This is a genomic window from Pseudomonas sp. GL_091 (assembly GCF_057837725.1).
Map to the genome: position 1 here is coordinate 1,250,525 of NZ_CM174451.1, position 24,495 is coordinate 1,275,019.

Annotated in this window: 21 protein-coding genes; 7 read left to right on the forward strand and 14 right to left on the reverse strand. The window is 59.9% G+C overall.

What is annotated here, in order from left to right:
• Position 1 precedes the first annotated feature (1 nt).
• The 3 genes from AC3ITY_RS05605 to AC3ITY_RS05615 all read left to right on the forward strand — a co-directional run bounded on the left by AC3ITY_RS05605 (position 2) and on the right by AC3ITY_RS05615 (position 5,596).
• Positions 2-3,067, forward strand: coding sequence for an efflux RND transporter permease subunit (locus AC3ITY_RS05605; protein ID WP_489308053.1), 3,066 nt, complete (start codon positions 2-4; stop codon positions 3,065-3,067).
• A gap of 757 nt (positions 3,068-3,824) precedes the next feature.
• Positions 3,825-4,106, forward strand: coding sequence for a DUF6124 family protein (locus AC3ITY_RS05610; protein ID WP_489308054.1), 282 nt, complete (start codon positions 3,825-3,827; stop codon positions 4,104-4,106).
• 143 nt (positions 4,107-4,249) lie between these two features.
• The gene (locus AC3ITY_RS05615) at positions 4,250-5,596 is read left to right on the forward strand and encodes a Fic family protein (RefSeq protein WP_489308055.1); all 1,347 of its coding nucleotides are present in this window, start codon (positions 4,250-4,252) and stop codon (positions 5,594-5,596) included.
• Positions 5,597-5,706: 110 nt separating this feature from the next.
• Here AC3ITY_RS05615 and AC3ITY_RS05620 read toward each other — a convergent pair whose 3' ends face one another.
• The 4 genes from AC3ITY_RS05620 to plsB all read right to left on the reverse strand — a co-directional run bounded on the left by AC3ITY_RS05620 (position 5,707) and on the right by plsB (position 9,925).
• Positions 5,707-6,396, reverse strand: coding sequence for a DUF4197 domain-containing protein (locus tag AC3ITY_RS05620; RefSeq protein ID WP_489308056.1), 690 nt, complete (start codon positions 6,394-6,396; stop codon positions 5,707-5,709).
• Positions 6,397-6,423: 27 nt separating this feature from the next.
• Complete coding sequence (locus tag AC3ITY_RS05625) at positions 6,424-6,822, reverse strand: YbaY family lipoprotein (RefSeq protein ID WP_489308057.1); 399 nt, start codon at positions 6,820-6,822, stop codon at positions 6,424-6,426.
• Between the two features lie 99 nt (positions 6,823-6,921).
• Positions 6,922-7,263, reverse strand: a complete 342-nt coding sequence (locus AC3ITY_RS05630) for a YbaY family lipoprotein (protein ID WP_489308058.1) — start codon at positions 7,261-7,263, stop codon at positions 6,922-6,924.
• A gap of 169 nt (positions 7,264-7,432) precedes the next feature.
• A complete protein-coding gene (plsB, locus tag AC3ITY_RS05635) occupies positions 7,433-9,925 on the reverse strand; it encodes a glycerol-3-phosphate 1-O-acyltransferase PlsB (RefSeq protein WP_489308059.1) in 2,493 nt (830 codons plus the stop codon).
• Positions 9,926-10,161: 236 nt separating this feature from the next.
• Here plsB and AC3ITY_RS05640 point away from each other — a divergent pair, with 236 nt between their 5' ends.
• Positions 10,162-10,371 (forward strand): cold shock domain-containing protein, encoded by a 210-nt coding sequence (locus tag AC3ITY_RS05640; RefSeq protein WP_007954750.1) that lies wholly within the window; start codon positions 10,162-10,164, stop codon positions 10,369-10,371.
• 147 nt (positions 10,372-10,518) lie between these two features.
• On the opposite strand, the gene AC3ITY_RS05645 is transcribed toward AC3ITY_RS05640, so the two are convergent.
• From AC3ITY_RS05645 to AC3ITY_RS05660, 4 genes are all read right to left on the reverse strand, one after another.
• Positions 10,519-10,896 (reverse strand): hypothetical protein, encoded by a 378-nt coding sequence (locus tag AC3ITY_RS05645; RefSeq protein ID WP_489308060.1) that lies wholly within the window; start codon positions 10,894-10,896, stop codon positions 10,519-10,521.
• 83 nt (positions 10,897-10,979) lie between these two features.
• Positions 10,980-11,789, reverse strand: coding sequence for a putative RNA methyltransferase (locus tag AC3ITY_RS05650; protein ID WP_489308061.1), 810 nt, complete (start codon positions 11,787-11,789; stop codon positions 10,980-10,982).
• Positions 11,789-12,940 (reverse strand): succinyl-diaminopimelate desuccinylase, encoded by a 1,152-nt coding sequence (gene dapE, locus AC3ITY_RS05655; protein ID WP_223458812.1) that lies wholly within the window; start codon positions 12,938-12,940, stop codon positions 11,789-11,791. The genes AC3ITY_RS05650 and dapE overlap by 1 nt, the downstream gene beginning before the upstream one ends.
• 210 nt (positions 12,941-13,150) lie before the next feature.
• Positions 13,151-15,742, reverse strand: a complete 2,592-nt coding sequence (locus tag AC3ITY_RS05660; RefSeq protein ID WP_489308062.1) for a glycosyltransferase — start codon at positions 15,740-15,742, stop codon at positions 13,151-13,153.
• 264 nt (positions 15,743-16,006) lie between these two features.
• On the opposite strand from AC3ITY_RS05660, the gene tcdA reads away from it, so the two are divergent.
• Entirely contained in the window at positions 16,007-16,825 is an 819-nt protein-coding gene (tcdA, locus tag AC3ITY_RS05665; protein WP_489308063.1) for a tRNA cyclic N6-threonylcarbamoyladenosine(37) synthase TcdA, read from the forward strand.
• A gap of 102 nt (positions 16,826-16,927) precedes the next feature.
• On the opposite strand, the gene AC3ITY_RS05670 is transcribed toward tcdA, so the two are convergent.
• The 4 genes from AC3ITY_RS05670 to AC3ITY_RS05685 all read right to left on the reverse strand — a co-directional run bounded on the left by AC3ITY_RS05670 (position 16,928) and on the right by AC3ITY_RS05685 (position 20,129).
• Positions 16,928-17,332, reverse strand: a complete 405-nt coding sequence (locus AC3ITY_RS05670; RefSeq protein WP_489308064.1) for a SufE family protein — start codon at positions 17,330-17,332, stop codon at positions 16,928-16,930.
• Positions 17,329-18,534, reverse strand: a complete 1,206-nt coding sequence (locus AC3ITY_RS05675) for an aminotransferase class V-fold PLP-dependent enzyme (protein WP_489308065.1) — start codon at positions 18,532-18,534, stop codon at positions 17,329-17,331. Before AC3ITY_RS05675 ends, AC3ITY_RS05670 begins: the two co-directional genes overlap by 4 nt.
• Positions 18,535-18,699: 165 nt before the next feature.
• Positions 18,700-19,734, reverse strand: coding sequence for a 2,3,4,5-tetrahydropyridine-2,6-dicarboxylate N-succinyltransferase (gene dapD / locus AC3ITY_RS05680; protein ID WP_489308066.1), 1,035 nt, complete (start codon positions 19,732-19,734; stop codon positions 18,700-18,702).
• A gap of 32 nt (positions 19,735-19,766) precedes the next feature.
• Positions 19,767-20,129: an ArsC family reductase gene (locus tag AC3ITY_RS05685; protein ID WP_489308067.1), complete on the reverse strand. Its 363-nt coding sequence runs from the start codon at positions 20,127-20,129 to the stop codon at positions 19,767-19,769.
• Here AC3ITY_RS05685 and AC3ITY_RS05690 point away from each other — a divergent pair.
• Together AC3ITY_RS05690 and AC3ITY_RS05695 are read left to right on the forward strand one after the other, a co-directional pair.
• On the forward strand, positions 20,113-20,259 hold the full coding sequence (locus AC3ITY_RS05690) for a hypothetical protein (protein ID WP_489308068.1): 147 nt from the start codon (positions 20,113-20,115) through the stop codon (positions 20,257-20,259). The two genes, AC3ITY_RS05685 and AC3ITY_RS05690, sit on opposite strands and share 17 nt — an antisense overlap.
• A gap of 136 nt (positions 20,260-20,395) precedes the next feature.
• Positions 20,396-22,027 (forward strand): Na+/H+ antiporter, encoded by a 1,632-nt coding sequence (locus AC3ITY_RS05695; protein WP_489308069.1) that lies wholly within the window; start codon positions 20,396-20,398, stop codon positions 22,025-22,027.
• 113 nt (positions 22,028-22,140) lie between these two features.
• On the opposite strand, the gene AC3ITY_RS05700 is transcribed toward AC3ITY_RS05695, so the two are convergent.
• Together AC3ITY_RS05700 and dapC are read right to left on the reverse strand one after the other, a co-directional pair.
• A complete protein-coding gene (locus AC3ITY_RS05700; RefSeq protein WP_489308070.1) occupies positions 22,141-22,956 on the reverse strand; it encodes a M12 family metallopeptidase in 816 nt (271 codons plus the stop codon).
• 268 nt (positions 22,957-23,224) lie between these two features.
• Entirely contained in the window at positions 23,225-24,424 is a 1,200-nt protein-coding gene (gene dapC / locus AC3ITY_RS05705; protein WP_489308071.1) for a succinyldiaminopimelate transaminase, read from the reverse strand.
• Positions 24,425-24,495 lie beyond the last annotated feature (71 nt).

Sequence of the window (24,495 nt, forward strand, 5' to 3'; positions counted from 1 at the left end):
GATGCGCTTCAACGTTTCCGAATGGGCGCTGCGTAATCGCCAGATCGTCCTGTTCCTGATGCTGTTGCTGGCCATCGTCGGCGCACTTTCCTACACCAAGCTCGGCCAGAGCGAGGACCCGCCGTTCACCTTCAAGGCCATGGTGATTCGCACCAACTGGCCGGGAGCGACCGCCGAGGAAGTCTCGCGACAGGTCACCGAACGCATCGAAAAGAAGCTGATGGAAACCGGCGAGTACGAGCGCATCGTATCGTTCTCCCGCCCCGGCGAATCCCAGGTGACCTTCATCGCCCGCGACTCCATGCACTCGGTGGAGATCCCGGAGCTCTGGTATCAGGTGCGCAAGAAGATCAGCGACATCCGTCATACCTTACCGCCGGGGATTCAGGGGCCGTTCTTCAACGATGAATTCGGCACCACTTTCGGCAATATCTACGCCCTGACCGGCAAGGGTTTCGATTACGCCGTGCTCAAGGATTACGCCGACCGCATCCAGATCCAGCTGCAACGGGTCAAGGATGTGGGCAAGGTCGAGCTGCTGGGGTTGCAGGACGAGAAAATCTGGATCGAACTCTCCAACGTCAAGCTCGCCACCCTCGGCTTGCCGCTGGCGGCCGTCCAGCAAGCCCTTGAAGAACAGAACGCAGTGTCCACGGCGGGTTTCTTCGAAACCAGCAGCGAGCGCTTGCAGCTACGGGTGACGGGGAATTTTCAGACGGTCGACGAGATCAAGAACTTCCCGATCCGCGTCGGTGATCGCACCTTCCGCATCTCCGATGTGGCCGACGTGCGCCGTGGTTTCAACGATCCACCGGCGCCGCGCATGCGCTTCATGGCGCAGGACGCCATCGGCCTGGCGGTGGCAATGAAGGACGGGGGTGACATTCTGGTACTGGGCAAGGCGCTGGAAATCGAGTTCGCCCGCATCCAGAAAAACCTCCCGGCCGGCATGGAGCTGCGCAAAGTCTCCGACCAACCGGCGGCGGTGAAAACCGGTGTTGGCGAGTTCGTGCAAGTGTTGGTCGAGGCGCTGGCCATTGTGTTGCTGGTGAGCTTCTTCTCCCTCGGCGTGCGCACCGGCATGGTGGTGGCCCTGGCGATTCCGCTGGTGCTGGCGATGACGTTCGCCTGCATGTATTACCTCGGCATCGGCCTGCACAAGATCTCCCTCGGCGCGCTGGTACTGGCCCTGGGTTTGCTGGTGGATGACGCGATCATCGCCGTGGAAATGATGGCGATCAAAATGGAGCAGGGCTTCGACCGGGTCAAAGCGGCGAGTTATGCCTGGACCAGTACCGCGTTCCCGATGCTCACCGGTACGCTGATCACCGCGGCTGGCTTCTTGCCGATTGCCACGGCGCAATCGGGCACTGGCGAATACACCCGTTCGATCTTCGAGGTGGTCACCATCGCGCTGTTGGCGTCTTGGGTGGCCGCGGTGGTGTTCGTGCCGTACCTCGGGGAAAAACTCCTGCCGGACCTGGCGAAGATTCACGCTGCCAAGCACGGTGCCGGCCAGCCCGATCCGTATGGCACACCGTTCTATCAGCGCGTCCGGCGTCTGGTGGAGTGGTGCGTGCGCTGGCGCAAAACCGTGATCCTGGCGACCGTGCTGTTGTTCATTGCCTCCATCGTGCTGTTCCGTTTTGTGCCGCAGCAGTTCTTCCCGGCATCGGGTCGCCTGGAGTTGATGGTCGATCTGAAACTGGCCGAAGGCGCTTCGCTGAGCAACACCGCCGACGAGGTCAAACGCCTCGAAGCGCTGCTCAAGGACAAGGCCGGGATCGACAATTACGTGGCCTACGTCGGCACCGGTTCGCCACGTTTCTACCTGCCGCTGGATCAGCAACTGCCGGCGGCGAGCTTCGCCCAGTTTGTCGTCCTGGCGAAAACCATCGAAGAGCGGGAAGCCCTGCGCACCTGGTTGATCTCAACCCTCAACGAGCAATTCCCGGCTCTGCGTTCGCGGGTCACGCGTCTGGAAAACGGTCCGCCGGTTGGCTATCCGGTGCAGTTCCGCGTGACCGGGGAGCACATCGAGGAGGTGCGGGCGCTGGCACGCAAAGTCGCGGCCAAGGTTCGTGAGAACCCGCATGTGGTCAACGTCCACCTGGATTGGGAAGAACCGAGCAAGGTGGTGTACCTGAACATCGATCAGGACCGCGCGCGGGCGCTGGGCGTGAGCACGGCGAACCTGTCGAGGTTCCTGCAAAGCTCCCTGACCGGTTCCAGCGTCAGCCAGTACCGAGAAGACAATGAGTTGATCGAGATCCTGTTGCGCGGCACCTTGCATGAGCGCACCGAGTTGTCGTTGCTGCCGAGTCTGGCGGTACCGACCGATAACGGTCGCAGCGTCGCGCTGTCGCAGATCGCGACCCTGGAGTACGGCTTCGAGGAGGGCATTATCTGGCACCGCAACCGCCTGCCCAACGTGACCGTTCGCGCTGACATCTATGGCAAGGAGCAACCGGCGACGCTGGTACAGCAGATCATGCCGACCCTCGATTCGATCCGCGCTGAATTGCCGGATGGCTACTTGCTGGATGTCGGCGGCACCGTGGAAGATTCGGCGCGCGGACAGAACTCGGTGAAGGCCGGGGTGCCGTTGTTCATCGTGGTGGTGTTGACCTTGCTGATGCTGCAGCTGCGAAGTTTTTCGCGCACGGCGATGGTGTTCCTGACGGCGCCGCTGGGGTTGATCGGGGTGACGCTGTTTCTGTTGGTGTTCCGCCAGCCCTTCGGTTTCGTGGCCATGCTGGGGACCATCGCCTTGTCCGGGATGATCATGCGTAACTCGGTGATTCTGGTGGATCAGATCGAGCAGGATATCGCGGCGGGGCTCAAGCCCTGGCAGGCGATCATCGAGGCGACGGTGCGGCGGTTCCGGCCGATTGTGCTGACGGCGCTGGCGGCGGTGTTGGCGATGATTCCGTTGTCGCGCAGTGTGTTTTTCGGGCCGATGGCGGTGGCGATCATGGGGGGGTTGATTGTGGCTACGGCGTTGACGCTTTTGTTTTTGCCTGCCCTTTATGCTGCCTGGTTTCGGGTTCGAAAAGAGTCGGTTTGATGGTTTGACCTTGGCGGCCTTCGGGCCGACCAGGTTCTTGGCTGACCGCGTGTATATCCATTTCTTCGGTAACGGCGGCTTATGGTTTCGCCCTGACGGCGACTCACTTTTTTTAACAAGCGCCTCAAAAAAAGTAAGCAAAAAAAGCGCTCGCCCCGAACGTCCGGCCCCTCGCTAAGGCTCGGGGTTCCTTCGCTCCGGCATTCATCCGGGGGCATTGCCCTCCGGTCGGCTTCGCTTCGACCTACATGCAATGAGTTCGACTGCGTCGAACGGCGCTGCGCGCCCATCCCCGGATGAACACCTCCACTCAGCCTCCCGAGGGGGCGGGTGGATCAAGATCAAGAGCTGCAGGCGAGCTAACGCTCGACCTGATGAGTGGTGAAAAGCAGTGAGTGTACGCCGACCCATTGTGGGAGCTGGCTTGCCTGCGATGGCGGCCTACCGGCCGGCCTGATTTTCCTGACCGTGCTCAATTCAAAGTGTGGGAGCTGGCTTGCCTGCGAAGGCGGCCTGCCAGCCGACCATTCCCTCACAGATGTACCCGATCAAATTGTAGGAGCGAGCCTGCTCGCGATGATGGCTTATCAGTCAAAAGTGTTTATTGCTCAATCAACCATTCAGACCATTCCCACAAGACTTTCAGGTTGCCCGTCGGAAGTACGATCCCTAGCCTTTGACCGTCGCTACCAATTCAGCGACCGGGACTGCAAGCCCGCGAATAGTCGTTAGGCGCCTACTTTGGGAGCTTCGCAAAATGATCAAAGACAGTCCTGATTACTCTACCTCCGAATCCGAAAAACAAACGAGAGCTTCATACCGCCCCTGCCCAATTTTCACCATCCGCCCAGACGTCAATTCCGAAACCCTCCTTGTCCATGCCTACGAAACCCTTGCCTCAGCGAATGTGATGGCAACCGAGCTGTCGTCCATCCTGACCAGCCCCACCTGCAATCTGGCACTCGGCATTCAGCAGATGATTGTCCTGGCGCAGCTCTCAGTGAATCGCGTCCTCGATCAGTTGGACCCGCAGCAATAGCCAAGGGTAGAAGCCCGTTGAACCTTTACCGGCCAGCGGGCATTCATTGTTCCTACATCTATCTCGGACCCGTCTGATATTGAGGCTAAAAAGCTCAGGTGTTGTACTCAGGACCTGGTTCCACGCATGTTTGAGACAGCCCCATGAAAAATCCACCCACATTGAGGGGGCGGTCCGATCCGGTGTTTGATCGGCTGTTGCGATCGCCCCACAAGGAACGCCTTTCGCAATACCTCGCCTTGCTCAAGCCCCTGGACGATCAGGGGCGTTACCTGCCGTTCGATTCATTGCGCTACCGCTGGGCGCCTGGGCTGGATTCGAACCTGTGCTGGGCCTTGGTCAAGAAAGCGCGGACTGCACAGTATTCGAGCCTTTTGCCATTGGGTGAACCAGCGTGCTGGCTGAAATTCATGCTGACGCCGCAGGCGCAAAAAGCCATTTCCGTAGTGGATCGTCAGGCGACAACCGCAGTGCTGGAATACATGACCGGCCAGATTGGCGAGCGCGCTCATTTCAGCTATTTGCTCAATGATCTGATCGAAGACGAGGCCATCAGCAGCAGTCAGCTCGAAGGTGCGGCCACCACGACGCGGGTGGCCAAGGACATGCTTAAGCGTCATCGCTCGCCGCGCACGCCGGATGAGCGAATGGTCATCGGTAACTTCAAGATGATGAACTTCGCCTGGGAGCAGCGTTACGAGCCACTGAGCGTTGAGCTGATTGCAGCCATGCATCGAGTTGGCGTCGAGGGTATCGACGACTCGCAGTACTCGCCTGGAGCATTCAGGACCAACGATGACGTCGTCGTCCAGGATGGCGAGGGCAACACCGTGCATTCGCCACCGCCTGCAATAGGGCTCGTGTCCCGTTTGCAGGTGCTGGCCAAGTGGATCAACCAACCCCACAACAACCCTCATCAAGCGGACTACCTTCATCCATTGATCAAAGCCATCGCGCTGCATTTTGTCTTGGGTTACGAGCATCCTTTTCGCGACGGCAACGGTCGGGTAGCGCGCGCGTTGTTTTACTGGTTCATGTTCAAAAATGACTTCTCGGCGTTTCGCTACATCGCCATCAGTGTTTTGTTGCGCAATGCGCCGTTGAAGTATGGGCGGTCGTATTTGAATACCGAGGCGGATGACCTGGATCTGACGTATTTCATCGATTTTCAGTGTTCGGTGGTGTTGCGGGCTGTAGCCAGTTTTACCGGGACGTATCGGAAAAGTCTGGACGATGCGCAGCAATTTGATTGCTGGTTGCGTGAAAGTGGTTTTCTCGACCAGCTCACCGAGAAACAGCGGGCGTTGTTTCAAGTGGCCAGGAGCGGAATGGCCAAGGAGTTCACGGCGGTCAATGTGAAGGAGAATCTGGGTTGTTCTTACAACACTGCGTCAGCCACGCTAAATGGGCTGGTCGCCTTGAAGTTGTTCGAGAAACGCAGGATGGGGCGGGAGTGGGTGTTCTTTCTACGACCGGTCTCGGCAACCTGATTCCTTGTAGGAGCGAGCTTGCTCGCGATTGCGCAATATCAGCCAGCATCGATGCCGACTGACACGACCTCATCGCGAGCAAGCTCGCTCCTACAAGGATTGCACGTGGCCTAGAGCGTACCAAACACCTTCTTCGCCAAACTGGTCGCCGCAGCCGCCGGATTCTGGCGGATGGTTTCTTCCTGTTTGCCAATCATTTCGAACAAGCCATTCAACGCCTGCTCGGTGACGTAGTTTTCGACGTTGGCATTTTTCGCATCCACTACGCCCATTGTCGCGGCTTGCCCGGCGAACGAGTTGTACTGCTGGGCCAGGCCAACCTTGTCGGTGGCTTGCTTGACGATGGGCAGGAACTTGGCGCGGATCTGTTCGCGGCTGGTCTTGCTCAGGTATTGGGTGGCCGAGTCGTTGCCGCCGCTGAGGATGCCCTTGGCATCTTCCACGGTCATTTTCTTCACGGCATCGACGAGGATGGGCTGGGCCTGGGTCACGGCGTTTTCCGCCGCTTTGTTCATGCTGGCTTCCAGTTCATCGACCTGGTCACCCATGCCGAACTGTTTCATCTTGCTCGCGACCTTGCCCAGCTTGCCCGGTAATTCGATTTTCACGTCGGGGTTGTTGCTGAAGCCACCCGGGGTGCCGAGTTGTTTGACGGCTAGTTGCGCACCTTGGGTCAGTGCGTCCTTGAGCCCGCCGGTGGCGTCTTTCTGCGACAGGTCGGTGAGGGACAGCGCCAGGGCGTTGGCACAGATCATCAAGCCTGCGCACAGGCTGGCGAAGCGGAGGGTAGGGCGGAGCATGGCAGCTTCCTTGTTCAAAAAAGAGAATTAGCGAACGGCGTCGACGCGGATTTTCAGCGGTTGCGGGTCTTTGCCATCAAGCTGCACGGCATGGTTTTCGGTGGTGATGAATATCAGCTTGCCGTCGACTTCGATGCGCGCGCTGACCGAGTAGCGATGGCCTGGTTTGATCTGCGCCGGATCGTAACTCAGATGAAACGGCAGTGGCACCTGGCCTTTGACCTGACCTTTCTGTTCGTCGAGGAGAATGGCCGGTGCGTCGGCCAGAGACACGTCTTGCAAGCTCACGCTCAGGGTGGCGGTGGGCGGCAGGGCGCTGCGTTGCAGGTAAAAGACTTCGCCGTCGAGGCTGGCTTTCGGGGTAGGTTGCATGGATTGGCAGGCGCCGAGCAAAACCGTAAGCCCGAGGAGAGAGAGTTTTTTCATGAAGCGGATCCTTGTCATTGGCGCCCGAAGAAGACCGGCGCCAACGACAATTTAACGGATTTTACCGGGGATATCGCCCAACTTGCCTCGGAGGTGTTCTCAGACGCGGCTGACCAGCACTTCCTGCCCCTTCACATAATCGACACCCAATTCCACCCGATGTTGTTGAGTGGTGGTGAAGACCAGACGGTCTTCGTGGGTGATGCTCGCGCTGATTGCATAGGTATGGCCGGGCAGAACATCGGCAAGCTTGTACGTCAGGTTGAAGTTCAGCCCGACTTTTTCTGCATTGGGAGTGATCTGTACGGCCAGTTCCTTCGCGGCGACATCTTGCAGGCTGACATCCAGCAGGCGGACATGAAGAGTCGAGTCAGGCGTCAGCGCAATCCTTTCCAGGTAATGCACTTTGCCACTAATGGTCTTTACGGTTTCGCTGCTCATATTGATTTCCTTATCGATTGATCGTCGGTAGTGACGAGCACCCAGCATAGGGTCGAGGCAGCGATTTCTATGTAGGGGAACTCCTGTGAGCAGGGGCGAAGAGGGAGTGGCATGAGTCAGAAGCGTCCTTGCTTCAGCCATAAAACCCACGCACAGTGATCCGGGTGAGTCAGACTGGCGTTACCAACTCCGCCGCATCCTCACTGCGATGCAACGCCACCTGCCGTATGGACAAGCGAATCTCCGCCGGCAATACGCGCTTGGCCGCGCCTTCGGCCAGTTCACCGAGCAGTTCGTGATAGCTCAACTTGCCCGCTTCATCGCGCTTGAGCACGTCGAGGTCGAGCATGGTCTGGATGAAGTGGCGGAACAGGCTCTTGTCGAAGAACTCCGGGGCGTTCAGGCCATGCAGGATCGACAGGCGCTGGGCCATGACCGTGCACAGGTCTTCCAGTTCTTCGGCGCTGATGCTGTTCTGACCGCTGTTGAGCAGCAGGGACACGGTCATGTAGAAGCGCTGCAAGGTCTGGGCGATGCTTTTCGACAGCAGTGTCAACAGCACGAAGTGACGGGAACTGGGCGCCGGGCGCAGGTACACATCGTTCTCGAAACGCAGCAGGCCTTGTTCGACGAAGGCTTCCAGCCATTGATCGATCACTGCATCCAGTTCGTCCAGCGACCAGCGAATGAACAACTCCGCTTGCAGGTACGGGTACAGCGCGCGGGTGTAGCGCAGGATCTGTTCGCGGCTCATGCGCGAGGCGCTCTGGAAGAAGCTCGCCAGCAGCGCCGGCAGGGCGAAGATGTGCAGCACGTTGTTGCGGTAGTAGGTCATCAGGACGGCGTTCTGCTCGTCCAGATAGAGGATCTTGCCCAACGCATCGCTCTGCTCCGAGAGCAGGTCCATGTCCTTCACATGCTCGATCAGGGCGCGACCATCGCCGTCCGGCAGGGTGGTGTGCGGCGAATACGGGACCTTGCGCAGCAGCGCCAGGTACAGATCCAGCACCCGCGCCATGGCCCGATCATCCAGCGCCAGTCGGGTGGTGGACAGCAGTGCCAGCGCGACGAGGTTTACCGGATTGATCGCGGCCGCTTCGTTCAAGTGCCGGGCGACTTTTTCGCCGAGGCGGTTGGTGGTTTCGTTGAGCCAGGCGGGTCTGAACTGCGGGCCGAGTTCCTGTTGGCGCCAGTCCGGCTGTTCGCCGTCGAGGAATTCCGCCAGCTTGATTGGCTCGCCGAAGTTCACCGCCACCTGGCCGAAGCGCTGTTTGAGCGCGCCGATGACTTTGAAAATATCGAAGATCGACTCTTTCTTCTTGGCCGCACCGCGCAGTTCGCCGAGGTAGGTCCGGCCTTCCAGCACTCGCTCGTAGCCGATGTATACCGGCACGAACACGATCGGCATGCGCGACGAACGCAGGAAGCTGCGCAGGGTGATCGCCAGCATCCCGGTCTTCGGTTGCAGCATGCGCCCGGTGCGCGAACGGCCGCCCTCGACGAAGTACTCCACCGGGAAGCCCTTGGTGAACAGGGTGTGCAGGTATTCGTTGAACACCGAGGTGTAGAGCGGATTGCCCTTGAACGTGCGGCGCATGAAGAACGCGCCGCCGCGACGCAGCAGGCCGCCGATCACCGGCATGTTGAGGTTGATGCCCGCGGCAACGTGCGGCGGGGTCAGGCCGTTGCGGAACAGCAGATAGGACAGCAGCAGGTAGTCGATGTGGCTGCGGTGGCATGGCACGTAGATCACTTCGTGACCCTGGGCGACCTTCTGCACGCCTTCGATGTGGTTGACCTTGATCCCGTCGTAAATCTTGTTCCAGAACCAGCTCAGCACCACTTCCATAAAACGGATCGCAGTGTAGGTGTAGTCCGAGGCGATTTCGTTGCCGTAGCGTAGCGCCTGGGCTTTGGCTTTCTCCGGCGAGATGTTCTCGCGCTCGGCTTCGTCGAGGATCGCTTGTTTGACCTGTGGCTGGTTGAGCAGGCCTTTGACCAGATTGCGGCGGTGGGAAATGTCCGGGCCGATCACCGCAGCTTTCAGGTTGCGGAAGTGTACCCGCAGGATCCGCTGAGCCATGCGCACGGTGCGTTCATGGCCCTTGTTGTGCTCGATCAGTTCGCGCAGGTGGATCGGTGCAGAAAACTGCACGCGGGTCTTGCGCCCCAGCACGATGACGCTCAGCAAGCGACGCAGGCGCCCGGTAACGGCCCAGCTGTCGGCGAACAGGAGTTTCCATGGGCTGTTTTCGCTGTCCGGCGACTGGCCCCAGAACACGCTGACGGGAATGATCTGCGCATCTTCGGCGGCGTTCTGGCTCAGGGCGCTGACCAGGCGGGTCAGTGTCGGCGGCGCGCCGCGCTTGTCCTGGCGGCCGAGCCAGTCTGGATCCGGCGTCAGGTAGAAGAACGCGGCAGGTTCCAGCAGGTTGCCTACCGATACCGGTAGCACCGGGCGTGGCAGGCCGGCCTTGCTGCACTCGGTGTCGACCACGGCGAGGTCGGTCAGCGAAGGGTTTTGCAGGACGTAGAACACCGGACGACTGCGGTCGAGGTCAAGGGTGAACGACGACTGGTTGATCGTCTCGGAGCGAACCCAGAGGTACAACAGTCGGCGCAGGGTGCCAAACACAAGACGGCGGAACGGGGAGCGGGTCATACGGCTTCTGCGTGAGTGAATAAAACCGAGCGTTTGCTCGGGAGGCCGATAGTGTGCAGGATTCGCTGAAAATCGGCAAAAAAGCACCTAAGTAAACTTGAGTTGAGAGTTTCGCTGCCTGTCATATACTCGGCCGTCTGCTGTCGGTGCCCTTGTAGGGACGTCGCACGCAGACAGACGTTCCCGAGGCTTTCCTGCGAAAAGCCCGATCAATAATAAAAAGGGAGTATGAACAAATGGCAACACGCGAAACCGGCAACGTGAAGTGGTTCAACGACGCCAAGGGCTACGGCTTCATTCAGCGCGAGGACGGGGTGGACGTGTTCGTGCACTACCGCGCGATTCGCGGTGAAGGCCACCGTTCACTGACCGAAGGCCAGCAGGTTGAATATGCGGTGGTAGAAGGGCAGAAGGGGTTGCAGGCTGAGGATGTGGTGGGGTTGTAATTCCACACTTCAGCTCACACTAAAACCACTGTAGGAGCGAGCTTGCTCGCGAAGAACTCAAGGACGCCGCGCTTTTGCTGAATTGACGCGTTATCGTTGACGACCATCGCGAGCAAGCTCGCTCCTACAGGGGCGGTGTTCAGGCTTTTATGCAGTTTTCCAGGTGATCTCTTCTTCACCGTCGGCGCTGATGCGAATCCAGCGGTCGGCTGTTTCTTCACCTTCTTCCTCGACCCAGGTGCCCGGCGCGCAACGCACTTCCACGTTGAGCGCGGCAAACGCGGCGCGGGCGCAGGCGATGTCGTCGTCCCACGGGGTCTGGTCGCTTTCCAGGTACAGGCTGTTCCACTTGCCAACGGCTTTTGGCAGCCAGGTCACCGGCACGTTGCCGGCCTTGCACTTGTAGGTCTGGCCCTTCTGGACCCAATCCGTGCACGGGCCCAACGCCGCACTGAGCCAGGCGGAAATGGCCTTGTGGTCGACGTCGGCGTCTTTCAGGTAAATCTCGATATCGGGTTGGCGCATGGATGTCCTCACTGCGGGTCTGAAAAATCCATTCGCGGATTTAGCCGGTCTCGGGCCATTGCCCAAGACCAAAAGTTAGAAAGTTATTGAAGAACGAAATAATCGTAGCGCATCGACACGGTGACCTCGAACGGCTCGACCTGCTCGATAACGGCAGCACGGCGCTCGGCACTGGCGCGCCAGCCGTGGGGCGTCATCGCCAACAGGTTCGCCCGGTCCTGACCACTGACCAGCGTCAGCTTGAATTCCAGAGTCTCACTGTGCGCCAGCGCCATGCCTTCCGGTACCAGGGCCAGGTGCTTGTCGTCGGTGTATTCGCGGACTTCGTCGTACAGCCGCTCACGCAGTTCCATCAGGTGGCCGCTGGTCGGTCCGACTTTCATCAGGCCGCCGCCAACACTGAGCAGGCGCTTGGCTTCTTCCCAATCCAGCGGGCTGAAGACACTGGCCAGGAACTGGCAACTGCCGGAAGCCAACGGCACCCGCGCCATGCTGGCGATCAACCAGGTGAGCTGCGGGTTGCGTTTGCAGGCGCGTTTGACCGCTTCCCGGGAGATGTCCAGGGCATACCCTTCGGCATCTGGCAGCGCCTCGGCGATTTGCGCGGTGTAGTAACCCTCGCCACAACCGATGTCCAGCCAGTGCTGCGGTGCGTAACTGGCAGCCAGCTCCGCCAGACGCTTGGCCACCGGGGCGTAGTGCCCGGCGTTCAGGAAGTCGCGGCGGGCTTCGACCATTGCCTGGTTATCCCCAGGGTCGCGGCTGTTCTTGTGCTGCACCGGCAACAGGTTCAAATAACCCTGGCGCGCGCGGTCGAAACGATGCCCGGCGGGGCAGGCCACGCCGTTGTCCACCGCATTGAGCGGCTCACTGCAGATCGGGCACGCAAGCATCAGGCGAGCAACTTGATCAGGGTCTGGTAGTAGATCTCGGTCAGTACGTCGAGATCGGCTGCCAGCACGCGTTCGTTGACCTGGTGGATGGTCGCGTTGACCGGGCCCAGCTCAACCACTTGGGTGCCCATGGTCGCGATGAAGCGGCCGTCGGAGGTACCACCGCTGGTGGACGCCTTGGTTTCACGACCGGTGATGTCCTTGATGCTCGCCGACACCGCGTCGAGCAGTGCGCCCGGTTCGGTGAGGAACGGCAGGCCGGACAGCGCCCAGTCGATGTGCCAGTCCAGGCCATGCTTGTCGAGGATGTCGGCGACGCGCTTTTGCAGGCCTTCGACCGTCGATTCGGTGGAGAAACGGAAGTTGAACACCGCCACCAGGTCACCCGGGATCACGTTGGTCGCACCGGTGCCGGAGTTGACGTTGGAGATCTGGAAACTGGTCGGCGGGAAGAAATCGTTGCCGTGGTCCCAATGCTCGGCGGCAAGTTCCGCCAGGGCCGGGGCCGCGAGGTGGATCGGGTTCTTGGCCAGGTGCGGGTAGGCCACGTGGCCTTGTACACCGCGTACGGTCAGCTTGGCGCCAAGGGAGCCGCGACGGCCGTTCTTGACCACGTCACCCACCAGGGTGGTACTCGACGGTTCGCCGACGATGCACCAGTCCAGACGTTCCTTGCGCGCGGCCAGACGTTCAACCACGGCCTTGGTGCCGTGGTGCGCCGGGCCTTCTTCGTCGCTGGTGATCAGGAAGGCGACTTTGCCCTTGTGATTCGGATAGTCGGCGACAAAACGCTCGGACGCCACGGTCATGGCAGCCAGGCTGCCTTTCATGTCAGCGGCGCCACGGCCGCAGAGCATGCCGTGTTCGTCGATCAGCGCGTTGAAGGGTTCGATCTGCCAGGCCGCCACCGGGCCGGTCGGGACCACGTCGGTGTGGCCGGCGAAGCACAGCACCGGACCGTCGTCCTGGCCATGGGTGGCCCAGAAGTTATCCACATCCTCGATGCGCATCGGTTCCAGGGTGAAACCGGCATCGCCCAGGCGCTGCATCATCTGCTTCTGGCAATCGGCGTCGATCGGCGTCACGGACGGACGGCGGATCAGGTCGATGGCGAGTTGGAGGGTCGGCGAAAGGTCGGCGTGGGCCGTCATGGAAAACTCCGGAAGCTGTAAATGTGGGAGCGAGCCTGCTCGCGATAGCAATGTCACTGTCAACATAATGGTTGAATGTGACGGCCTCATCGCGAGCAGGCTCGCTCCCACAGGTATTGGGTCTGGCCCTTAAGCCAAGCCCCGCAAAATGGCGCTTATCTTAAAGCAAAACGGCGACCATTGGCCGCCGTTTAGTGCATCCGCGCAGATTTAGACGACAGGTGCCGTTTCAGGCTCGGCGGCCGGTTTCGGCAGCGACGACAGGAACGCCATGATCAGCGCCGCCAGGTATGGCAACGACTGCACCAGCAACATGGTCACCCAGAAACGCATGTCGTTGCTCGGCATGCCGTTCACCAGGAAGATCCCCAAGGCAGCGCCCCACAACAGCAGCATGATGAACATCTCTTCCCGGGCTTCCGAAATCGCCACCCAGAAGCCGTGGTTGTCGGCATTCTTCGGCGTACGGAAGAACGGAATGCTGCTGGTGAAGAAACCGTACAGCACCGCTTTGGCGATGGTGTGGGACAGCGCCAGACCGGCCAGCGCCGCGCAGAAGGCATCCTTCAAATTCACTCCAACCGCACGACGGTAGAGGAAGATGATCTTGGCGACCTTGAACACGAACAGCGCCAATGGCGGGATTGCGAAGATCAGCAGCGGCGGATCGACCCGTTGCGGCACGATGATCATCGCCGCCGACCACAACAGCGCGCCGACGGTGAAGAAGATGTTCATGCCGTCCGCCACCCACGGCAACCAGCCCGCGAGGAAGTGGTAGCGCTGGCCACGGGTCAGCTCAGTGTCCTTGCCGCGCAGCAGGCTGGCGGTGTGGCGCTTGATGATCTGGATCGCTCCGTAGGCCCAGCGGAATCGCTGTTTCTTGAAGTCGATGAAGGTATCGGGCATCAGGCCCTTGCCGTAGCTGGTGTGGTAATACGCTGCCGACAGGCCTTTTTCGAATACCCGCAGGCCCAGTTCGGCGTCTTCACAGATGCACCAGTCGGCCCAGCCCAGTTCTTCGAGCACCGAGCGACGGGTCATGGTCATGGTGCCGTGCTGGATGATCGCGTCGCGGTCGTTGCGGGTGACCATGCCGATGTGGAAGAAGCCTTTGTATTCCGCATAGCAGAGCTTCTTGAAAGTACTTTCGTTCTGGTCGCGATAATCCTGCGGCGACTGCACCACGGCGATTTTCGGGTCGGCGAAGTGCGGCACCATGTGCTTGAGCCAGTTCGGGTGCACGCAGTAATCGGAGTCGATCACCGCGATCACTTCGGCATCCTTGGCGGTGTGCGGGATCAGGTAGTTCAGCGCGCCACCCTTGAAGCCGGCCAGCGGTGCCACGTGGAAGAACTTGAAGCGCGGGCCGAGGGTTGCGCAATAATCGCGCACCGGTTCCCAGACCGCCGGGTCCTTGGTGTTGTTGTCGATGATCAGGACTTCGAAGTCCGGATAGTCGAGGTTGGCCAGGGCGTTGAGGGTCTGTTTGACCATCTCCGGCGGCTCGTTGTAGCAGGGCACGTGAATCGACACTTTCGGGCGGTAGCTGGAATCGCCTTCCACCGGCAGGAACTCGCGCCGGCGCTTGTGCACCCACACCGCTTCGGCCAGTTCATGGGCTTCGGTCAGCAGCACGATAAACACCCCGAGCGCACCGAGGGCGAGCAAGAAGCCCACCGTCAGGCTGAACCAGGTGCTGTATTGCTGGCTGTAGTCGTAACCGATCCACACCAGCACCGAACCACACAGGAACGCAATGAAGGTCAGGAAGGTACGGCCACGCTGGCGCAGGGCCGAGCCGTCGATCATCAGCAGGGTCAGCGACAACAGCGCCAATACCACCGAACCGATGGCCAATACGCGCCATTGCGGAATCGCGACCACCGGGCCTTCGAAGTTGAACTTCTGCTGGCGCGCGGCGTTGAACACGCCCCAATAGGCGCCGACGGAACCTTCGTCGCTGGCTTTCCACGGCTGGTCAAACGCTTCGATCACGAAGTAGTTGAAGCCCTGGCGGTTGAGCTTGTTGACCAGGGTTCGCAGGTAGATCGCCTGGTCTGCCGGTGAGGCATCGGCGCCACCGCGCATGCGGCCGTTGCTTGGCCAGCCCACTTCGGACAGCAGCAGCGGCTTTTTCGGGAACATCTTTTTCAGGTCGCGGGCGCGGTCGAGGACGAACTGCTGAGCCTTGTCCACCGGGATGAACTCCCAGTAAGGCAGGACGTGGGCGGCGATCAGGTCGACGTGCTTGGCCAGTTCCGGGTGCTCTTCCCAGACGTGCCACTGTTCGGACGTGGTGACCGGTACTTTGACGGCGGCACGCACACGGTCGAGCAACACGCTGAGTTCGGCGGCGGTGATTTCCTTGCGGAAAATCGCTTCGTTGCCGACTACCACACGAACCACGCTGCGCGAGGAGTTGGCGATTTCAATGGCGCGGGTAATTTCCCGTTCGTTGCGCTCCTGGTCCGGGCTGATCCAGATCCCCAGGGTCACTCGCAAGCCGAACTCTTCCGCCAGTTTCGGGATGTTTTGCAGGGTGCCATCGACCGAGTAGATGCGGATGTTGTCCGTCAGCTTGCTCATGATCTCCAGGTCGCGACGCATTTGATCGTCGGTCGGATACTGGTCTTTCTGCGGGAACTGGCCCTGCTGGAATGGCGAGTACGAGAAGCCGGAGATCTGTTCAGGCCAGTTGGGGGCGGTGACCGGGCGGTTGATCAGCGCCCAGAAGCCGGTAAACAAGGCTGCGATGGCAAGCACCACGACCAGGTTGAGTCCAAATTTACGCGATGACATAGTTATTTCGGGTTCCAAAGACTGTGGAACGAAGGAACGGTTGGCGGTCGCCAAGGGGCGCGCATCCTACACCGGGCATTCTCTGGTCGTACAGCGGACAGGGAATTGCCGGACATTGGGCAATCCAAGTCGGGTTAAGTTCTTTCTTTAGAGTGTGTAGGGCAAATCTTTGTTCGATGTGGTTTTCGTGGATGTTGCCCGTTCATAGCGCAATGATGCTCTTGCGCGCCGACAGCCCTATAATGCGCGCCGGTTTTTGGGGTAATGGTCATGAGTACAGAAGATCCGCGGTTTGCTGGCATCGCCCGTTTGTATGGCATCGAAGGCCTTGAGCGCCTGCGCGCGGCCCATGTGGCGATCGTCGGCGTCGGTGGTGTCGGTTCCTGGGCGGCGGAAGCCATGGCCCGTTGCGGCGTGGGCGAGATTTCGCTGTTCGACCTGGACGACGTCTGCGTCAGCAACGCCAACCGTCAGTTGCACGCGCTGGACAGCACGGTGGGCAAGCCCAAGGTCGAGGTGATGGCCGAGCGTCTGCGCGGGATCAACCCGGACTGCACGGTGCACGCGGTGTCTGACTTCGTTACTCGCGACACCATGGCCGAGTACATCACGCCGAACATCGACTGCGTGATCGACTGCATCGACAGCGTCAACGCCAAGGCCGCGCTGATCGCCTGGTGCAAGCGCCGCAAGATCCAGATCATCACCACCGGCGGCGCGGGCGGGCAGATTGACCCGACGTTGATCCAGGTCTGCGACCTCAATCGTACGTTCAACGATCCATTGGCTTCGAAAGTGCGCTCCACGCTGCGCCGCGACTACGGCTTCTCACGCACCGTGACCCGCCATTACAGCGTGCCGTGCGTGTTTTCCACCGAGCAACTGCGCTACCCGAAACCGGACGGCAGCATTTGCCTGCAGAAGAGTTTTGTCGGGGATGGAGTGAAGCTCGACTGTGCCGGCGGGTTTGGCGCGGTGATGATGGTGACGGCGACCTTCGGCATGGTCGCGGCGACTAAGGCTGTGGACAAGATTGTGGCGGGTGTGCGGCGGCCGGCGGAGCGGGTCAAGCCTCAGGTCTGATTTGTGTGGCTGATGGCCCCATCGCGAGCAGGCTCGCTCCCACAGGAAAACGCATTCCAATGTAGGAGCGAGCCTGCTCGCGATGGGCTGCGAAGCGGCCCCTTATTGCGCCAATTCCCGCATCCGCTGAAGCACCGCATTCAAGCCATTGCTACGAGACTCGGACAACTGCCGCCCCAGCCCCAACTGATTGAACCAGTCCGGCAAATTCACCTGCTGCAACTCAGCCGCCGACAACCCGTTGACCCGCGCCAGCAGCAACGCCACCAACCCGCGAATCAACCGTGCATCACTGTTGGCGCTGAATTGCCAATGGCCATCGCGCAATTCGCCCACCAGCCACACCTGGCTTTCACAGCCGTGCACCCGGTTGGCATCACACATCTGTGCATCACTCAACGCCGGCAGGCGCTCGCCCCATTGCATCAACAGGCGTGCGCGCTGTTCCCAGCCGGCCGCTTTGTGAAAGGTGTCCAGTGCCGTCACAGCATCAGCAGGCAGGTTCATCGCAATAGCTCCAGCGCCTGATCCAGGGCTTCGAAGAACCGCTCCAGGTCTTCGGAATCGTTGTACAACGCCAATGACACCCGAATCGCTCCGGCCAGTTCGAAGCGTTTGAGCAGCGGCATGGCGCAGTGATGACCGGCACGCACCGCGATCCCTTGTTCAGTCAGCAAATGCGCGAGATCGGAGTTATGCACACCCTCGACAGTAAAACTGGCCAGCGCCACTTGTGGCTTGCCCAGCAGGCGAATGCCATTGCGCGCCTCAAGGCCCTTGAGCAGGCAGGCATGCAACGCCGCTTCATGGGCGGACACTGCGTTCTGATCGAGCCCGGCGAGGTAATCCAGGGTCGCTCCCAGGCCGATCACACTGGCAATCGGCGGCGTCCCGGCTTCGAAACCCAACGGTGCAGGGCGAAAGCGTGCGTCGTGGTAATTGGCATCGAGTACCATTTCGCCGCCGAACTGCCAGGGACGCAGTTGTTGCAGCGCCGTATTGCGCCCGAACAGCACGCCCAGGCCATCGGGACCGTAGAGCTTGTGGCTGGAGAACACATAAAAATCGCAGCCCAGCGCTTGTACGTCGTGACGGCCATGGACCACGCCCTGGGCGCCGTCGATCACGGTCAGGGCGTTGTGCGCCTTGGCCAGTGCCAGTAATTCAGGCAGCGGCTGCCACGCGCCAATCACGTTGGACAACTGGCTGACGGCCAACAGACGCGTGCGTGGGCCGATCAAACCGGCGGCGGCTTCAAGGTCGATCACGCCGTCGGCATCCAGCGGCAGGATCACCAGTTTCAGGTCGCGACGGTGCGCCAGTTGCTGCCAGGGCAGCAAGTTGGCGTGATGCTCCAGGGCGCTGATGACAATCTCGTCGCCCGGATTGAAAAGATGTTCCAGGCCATAGGCCAGGAGATTCAGCGCGGACGTCGCGCCGTGGGTAAAGATGATCTGCCCGCAATCGCCAGCATTGAGCCATTGCGCAACTTTGCGGCGGCTGTCCTCGAACGCCTGGGTGGCGTGGGCACCGGGCAAATGCTGCGCCCGATGCACGTTGGCCGCGCCGTTGGCGTAGTAGTGCGCCAGGGCATCCAGCAGGGCTTGGGGTTTTTGCGTGGTGGCGGCGTTGTCCAGATAGGTCTGGTCTTGCCGTTGCAGGGCGGCGATGGCCGGAAAATCGGCACGCCAGGGAGAGAGAATCATCATGCTATCGGGCCCTGGTGAGGGTACGCCGTACCCATGTAGGAGAAGCCGGTCGACGCTCGATTGCTCGCGATGGACGCATGGACGACGCGTGCTGTCTGGTGCCGCGCGTCATCGTTGATGTCCATCGCGAGCAAGCTCGCTCCTACACAAGTGATCGTGTAACGCTTAGTTGTGAGCGTGCAGCGCTTCGTTCAGTTCGATGGCCGATTTGTGGGTTTTGCATTCCACGGCACCGGTCTCCGAATTGCGACGGAACAGCAGGTCCGGCTGGCCAGCCAGTTCACGGGCCTTGACCACTTTGACCAGTTGATTGTTCTCGTCCAGCAGCGCGACTTTGGTGCCGGCGGTCACGTACAGGCCCGACTCGACGGTGTTGCGGTCGCCCAACGGGATACCGATACCGGCGTTGGCGCCGATCAGGCAGCCTTCGCCGACCTTGATCACGATGTTGCCGCCGCCCGACAGGGTGCCCATGGTCGAGCAACCGCCGCCCAGGTCCGAACCCTTGCCGACGAATACGCCAGCGGATACGCGGCCTTCGATCATGCCCGGGCCTTCGGTGCCGGCGTTGAAGTTGATGAAACCTTCGTGCATCACGGTGGTGCCTTCGCCCACGTACGCGCCCAGGCGCAGACGTGCAGCGTCAGCGATACGCACGCCGGCCGGAACCACGTAGTCGGTCATTTTCGGGAACTTGTCCACCGAGAACACTTCCAGCAGCTCGCCGCGCAGGCGGGCTTCGAGTTGCAGTTCGGCCAGTTCGCTCAGGTCGACCGCGCCCTGGCTGGTCCAGGCCACGTTTGGCAGCAGCGGGAAGATCCCGGCCAGGTTCAGGCCGTGTGGCTTGACCAGGCGATGGCTCAGCAGGTGCAGCTTGAGGTAGGCCTCAGGGGTGGACGACAGCTGGGCGTCGTCAGCCAGCAAGGTGGCAACCAGCGGCTTGTGGCTCTCGGCCAGGCGGGTCAGCAGGGCAGCCTGGGCAGCGTCGACGCTTTTCAGCGCTTCTGCCAGTTGCGAGGCCTGTGCGGTGCTGAACGCGATGGCCTGATTGCCTTCGGTGTAGCCCAGGATCGGTGCGATAGCGGCGAGGACTTCAGCCGATGGCTTGAGTACCGGGGCGGCGTAGAACACCTCCAGCCATGCGCCTTGACGGTTTTGAGTGCCGACGCCGAAGGCCAGGCTGAACAGGGTAGTGGACATGTGTATACCTCTAACAAAATTGAACGGGCTGCTTACTTGAGCGCGGCCGCGTAGATATCTGGCTTGAAGCCAATCAGGGTTCGGTCACCGAGATCGAGCACCGGGCGCTTGATCATCGAGGGTTGTGCGAGCATCAGTTCGATGGCTTTCGTCTGGTCGAGATCGGCTTTGCGTTCGTCGTCGAGCTTGCGAAAGGTCGTGCCTGCACGGTTCAACACCACTTCCCAACCGTGCTCGCTGCACCATTGGATCAGGTGTTCACGGTCGATACCGACCGCTTTGTAATCATGAAAGTCATAGCTGACAGCGTGTTCATCGAGCCAGGTGCGCGCCTTTTTCATGGTGTCGCAGGCTTTGATGCCGAAAAGGTGCAACGTTTTGCTTGAAACGGTCAAGGAATTGCCCCCTTTGCAGGTGCTGGATAAAAAAGGTCTCGGATTATGCCATGGCCTTTCAGTTAAAACGCAAAACCTGTGGGAGCTTGCTCGCGATGAGGGCATGACAGTCGAAATCAATGTTGATTGACCTGACGCCATCGCGAGCAGGCTCGCTCCCACAGGGATTGGCGCGGTCCGGGTGCGACATAGGTGCAAGGGCCACCGTTAGTCTAAGCGGCTAATATGGCACTTCGATGCTGTCGATTGTCCGGGAACCACGCTTTATGCAAACCGCCTACACCGTCCTGATCCTGTTGATGCTGGTCGGCGTTTCGCGCCTGATCGGACGGGTGGTTCCGCTGCCGTTGCCGTTGGTGCAGATTGCCGCTGGGGCCTTGCTTGCCTGGCCGACGCTCGGCCTCCATGTAGCCCTCGATCCCGAACTGTTCCTGTTTCTGTTCCTGCCGCCACTGTTGTTCTCCGACGGTTGGCGCATGCCCAAACGCGAATTCTGGCACCTGCGCGGCCCGATCCTGACCTTGGCGGTGGGGCTGGTGCTGTTTACCGTGGTCGGCGCCGGCTATTTCATTCATTGGCTGCTGCCCGGTGTACCGTTGCCGGTGGCGTTTGCCCTGGCGGCCGTGCTGTCGCCGACGGATGCGGTGGCGGTGTCGGCCATTTCCCGCAATCGACTACCGACCCCGTTGATGCACATCCTGCAGGGCGAGGCGCTGATGAACGACGCATCAGGCCTGGTGACATTCAAGTTTGCCCTGGTGGCGGCGGTGACCGGTGTGTTCTCGCTGGCCAATGCCAGCCTGACGTTCGTGCTGGTCGCCGTCGGTGGTCTGGCGGTCGGGGTGGCCTTGAGCTGGCTGGTCGGCCGCCTGCGGGCGTGGATGATCGCGCGGGGCTGGGATGATCCGGCGACGCACGTGGTGTTCATGTTGCTGCTGCCGTTTGCGGCCTACGTGCTGGCCGAGCGAATGGAAGTGTCGGGCATCCTCTCGGCGGTGGCGGCGGGGATGATGCAGAGCTGGCTCGACCTGCTGCCGCGCCAGACCAATACACGCTTGCTCAACCGAAGTGTCTGGTCGCTGCTGGAGTTTGCGTTCAACGGTTTGATCTTCCTGCTGTTGGGTTTGCAGTTGCCGGACATCATCAAGGCGGTGGCCAGTCACGAGGTCTCGTTGTGGCCGACGCTGCTGTATCGCGGGCTGGACGTGGTGGCGGTTTTCCTGGTGCTGCTGGTTTTGCGGTTCGTCTGGGTGCAAAGCATCTGGCGGCTGTCCATTTTTGTGCGGCGCTGGCGTGGCAAGGCTGAGATAACCCGGGTGCCGAGCGCGCGTTCCTGCTGGTTGCTGACCGTCGGTGGCGTGCGCGGCGCGGTGACGCTGGCGGGTGTGATGTCGGTGCCAATGCTCATGGGGGCCAGTGCGTTTCCCGAGCGCGACCTGCTGATATTCATCGCCGCCGGGGTGATTCTGCTGTCGTTGATTGCGGCCTGCATCGCGCTGCCACTTTTGTTGCGTGGCATCGAAGCCAGCCCGGACGACAAGCGGCGTAATGAAGTGCGCGACGCTTGGCGCAAGACCGCTGAGGCGGCCATTCATGCGCTTGAGACAGAAGAGGTCAACCCACAGGACGCCGCCCAGTCCGCGCTGGCCGCTGAACTCAAGGCGCGGATCATGTCCGAGTATCGCCACCAGCTGGAGGTGTTCAACGATTCCGCTGAAGCTCAGGCCCTGGCCTTTCAGATGGACCTGCTGGAACGGCGTTTGCGCTTGAAGGCGCTGCGGGCGCAGCGCCTGGAGTTGTATAGCCTCAGTCGCCATCACCAGATTGGTGATGACGTGTTGCGTGAGGTGTTGGGGGAACTGGACCTGAGTGAGGCCAAGCTTGGAGCGGTGAAGTAATGAAGTGCATGTTTCCATTGTTGCATTGCGTCGTACATGGAAGACAAATTGAAAATAACAGTTCTCAAGAATCGATCAGTTTTCTTTGGGTGAGGGTTATCTTCGGAGTGTTTTTAATTAGAGTTGCCAACAAGTGGCGCCTTTATAGTGTTGAATAGGTCAACCAGTGCGGGCGGTATGAATGTTATCCTCTGAGGGTAAATCTTGCGGATTACTTCTATGTCTTTTTTGCTCAGCGTGAAGTTTCCTGGGTGGCTCCAGTTGTTTAGGGTAAGTCTGCTGTCGATGTTGTAATGCATGATTGACAAGGGATCATAATCAGCATAGGTGAAATCTGTATAGCGAGGTAGTGGTAAAACGTCTGAGTCAACTTTTTCGCGCTCCCAGTCGAAGTTTTCTTTATACCATGCGTAGACTTTTTCCAGATCCCAAGGGATATCTGCGTCGGGGTGCTGATGTTCATGGTGGAGGCCGAGTGCGTGACCAAACTCATGTAATACGGTGGCTTCAAGCTCAGCATGTTCAAGAGGTATTGCTATTCTCATAGTGGGTTCTTCAGGAGGGCGAGTCAGCGCATCTGTGCCTAGAAAGGAGTAAGAGTCAATGGTTAGATCTGGCTCGATTTTTATACGAATATCCCCCACTGCTCCTGAAATGAATTCAAATTTTAAATTGGCATGCGCCAACCATTTGTTCGCAATATTTTTTACTGTGTTGATGGTTTTCAGGTTTTCGTCATACATGGCTATTTTCAGGGTGCGCCCAGGCTCCCAGAAAGTAGTATGTACGGCGACGCTTCTCTTGGTGCGTCCGGAAGTATTGGATTTGACATTATCACTGCGTTCATTGATCGCGGCCTCATAGGATGCAACCGGGTCAATGCTTCTAAAGATGCTGCAAGCTCCATTTTTCATAGGGGTGGCGTCCATGTCTTTTATCGGTTGTGGTTTGTTGAAAATGAGATTTGTTGGTTTTATTTATTTACGAGTTATTGGGGGGTGAAGATTTTTGATATGACTTTGCATGGGTCTGAATGTGGCATTATCGCTCTCCTTTTCGAGGTTTTAATCTAATCAATAGATTGGTTTCGAGTTGGAGAGTATTTAAATGAAAGCCACGCTGTAAAGTTACTGCTTGTTAGATGTTGTTGCCGATGGGCGGCCTGTACTGCGTTGCACAGTACAGGCCTTGTTAGTGTCAGTTGCGGCGGGTTATGAAGTCGCGAATACGTTCTGCCGCTTCAAGGCATTCGGATAATGGCGCAACCAGTGCCATGCGTACTCGGCCTGCACCTGGATTCAAACCATCAACATCGCGGGACAGGTAAGAGCCCGGTACCACGGTCACGTGCTCCTGCTCGAACAGGTCGCGACAGAACGCTGCGTCGTCACCGGCCACATTCGGCCATAGGTAGAAACTGCCGTCCGGACGCTGTACGTCCAGCACCGGGCTGAGGATTTCCAGCACCGCATCGAACTTCTCGCGATACAGCGCCCGGTTGGCGCGCACGTGCACTTCGTCATTCCACGCAGCAACGCTGGCCAGCTGGGTTTGAACCGGCATCGCGCAGCCGTGGTAGGTACGGTAGAGCAGGAAGCCCTTGAGGATGTCGGCGTCTCCGGCGACAAAACCCGAACGCAGGCCTGGCAGGTTCGAACGCTTGGACAGGCTGTGGAACACCACGCAACGCTTGAAGTCTTTGCGACCCAGTTCCGCGCAAGCGCTGAGCAGGCCAGGCGGCGGCGTTTGTTCGTCGAAGTACAGCTCGCTGTAGCACTCATCGGCGGCAATCACGAAGTCGTATTCGTCGGCCAGGGCGATCAGCTTTTTCAGGGTTTGCACCGGAATCAAGGCGCCGGTCGGGTTGCCTGGCGAGCACAGGAACAGGATCTGGCAGCGTTTCCAGATGTCTGGCGACACGGCGTCGAAATCCGGGTTGAAGCCGTTTTCGTCCAGACATGGCAGGTAATGCGGCTTGGCCCCGGCGAGGAACGCCGCGCCTTCATAGATCTGGTAGAAGGGGTTCGGGCTGACCACCAGCGCGTCATCGCCACGGTTGACCACGGTCTGGGTGAAGGCGAACAGCGCTTCACGGGTGCCGTTGACCGGCAGAACGTTGCGCGCCGGGTCGATCCAGCCTTTGGGTACATCGAAGCGACGCTCGCACCATGCCGCGATGGCTTCACGGAGCTCCGGGATACCGAGTGTGGTCGGGTATACAGCCATTTTTTCCAGATTGCTGGCCAAAGCCTCGGCGACAAAACTTGGCGAACGGTGTTTCGGCTCGCCGATGGACAGCGCGATCGGGCGTTTGTCCGGGTTGGGTGTCACGCTGCCGAGCAGGGCGCGGAGTTTCTCGAACGGGTAGGGCTGGAGCTGGGACAGAGCGTTGTTCATCGATGTATCTCGTTCGGTGTAGGAGCGGGCAAACCCTGGTTCCTGTAGGAGCTGGCTTGCCAGCGATGGGC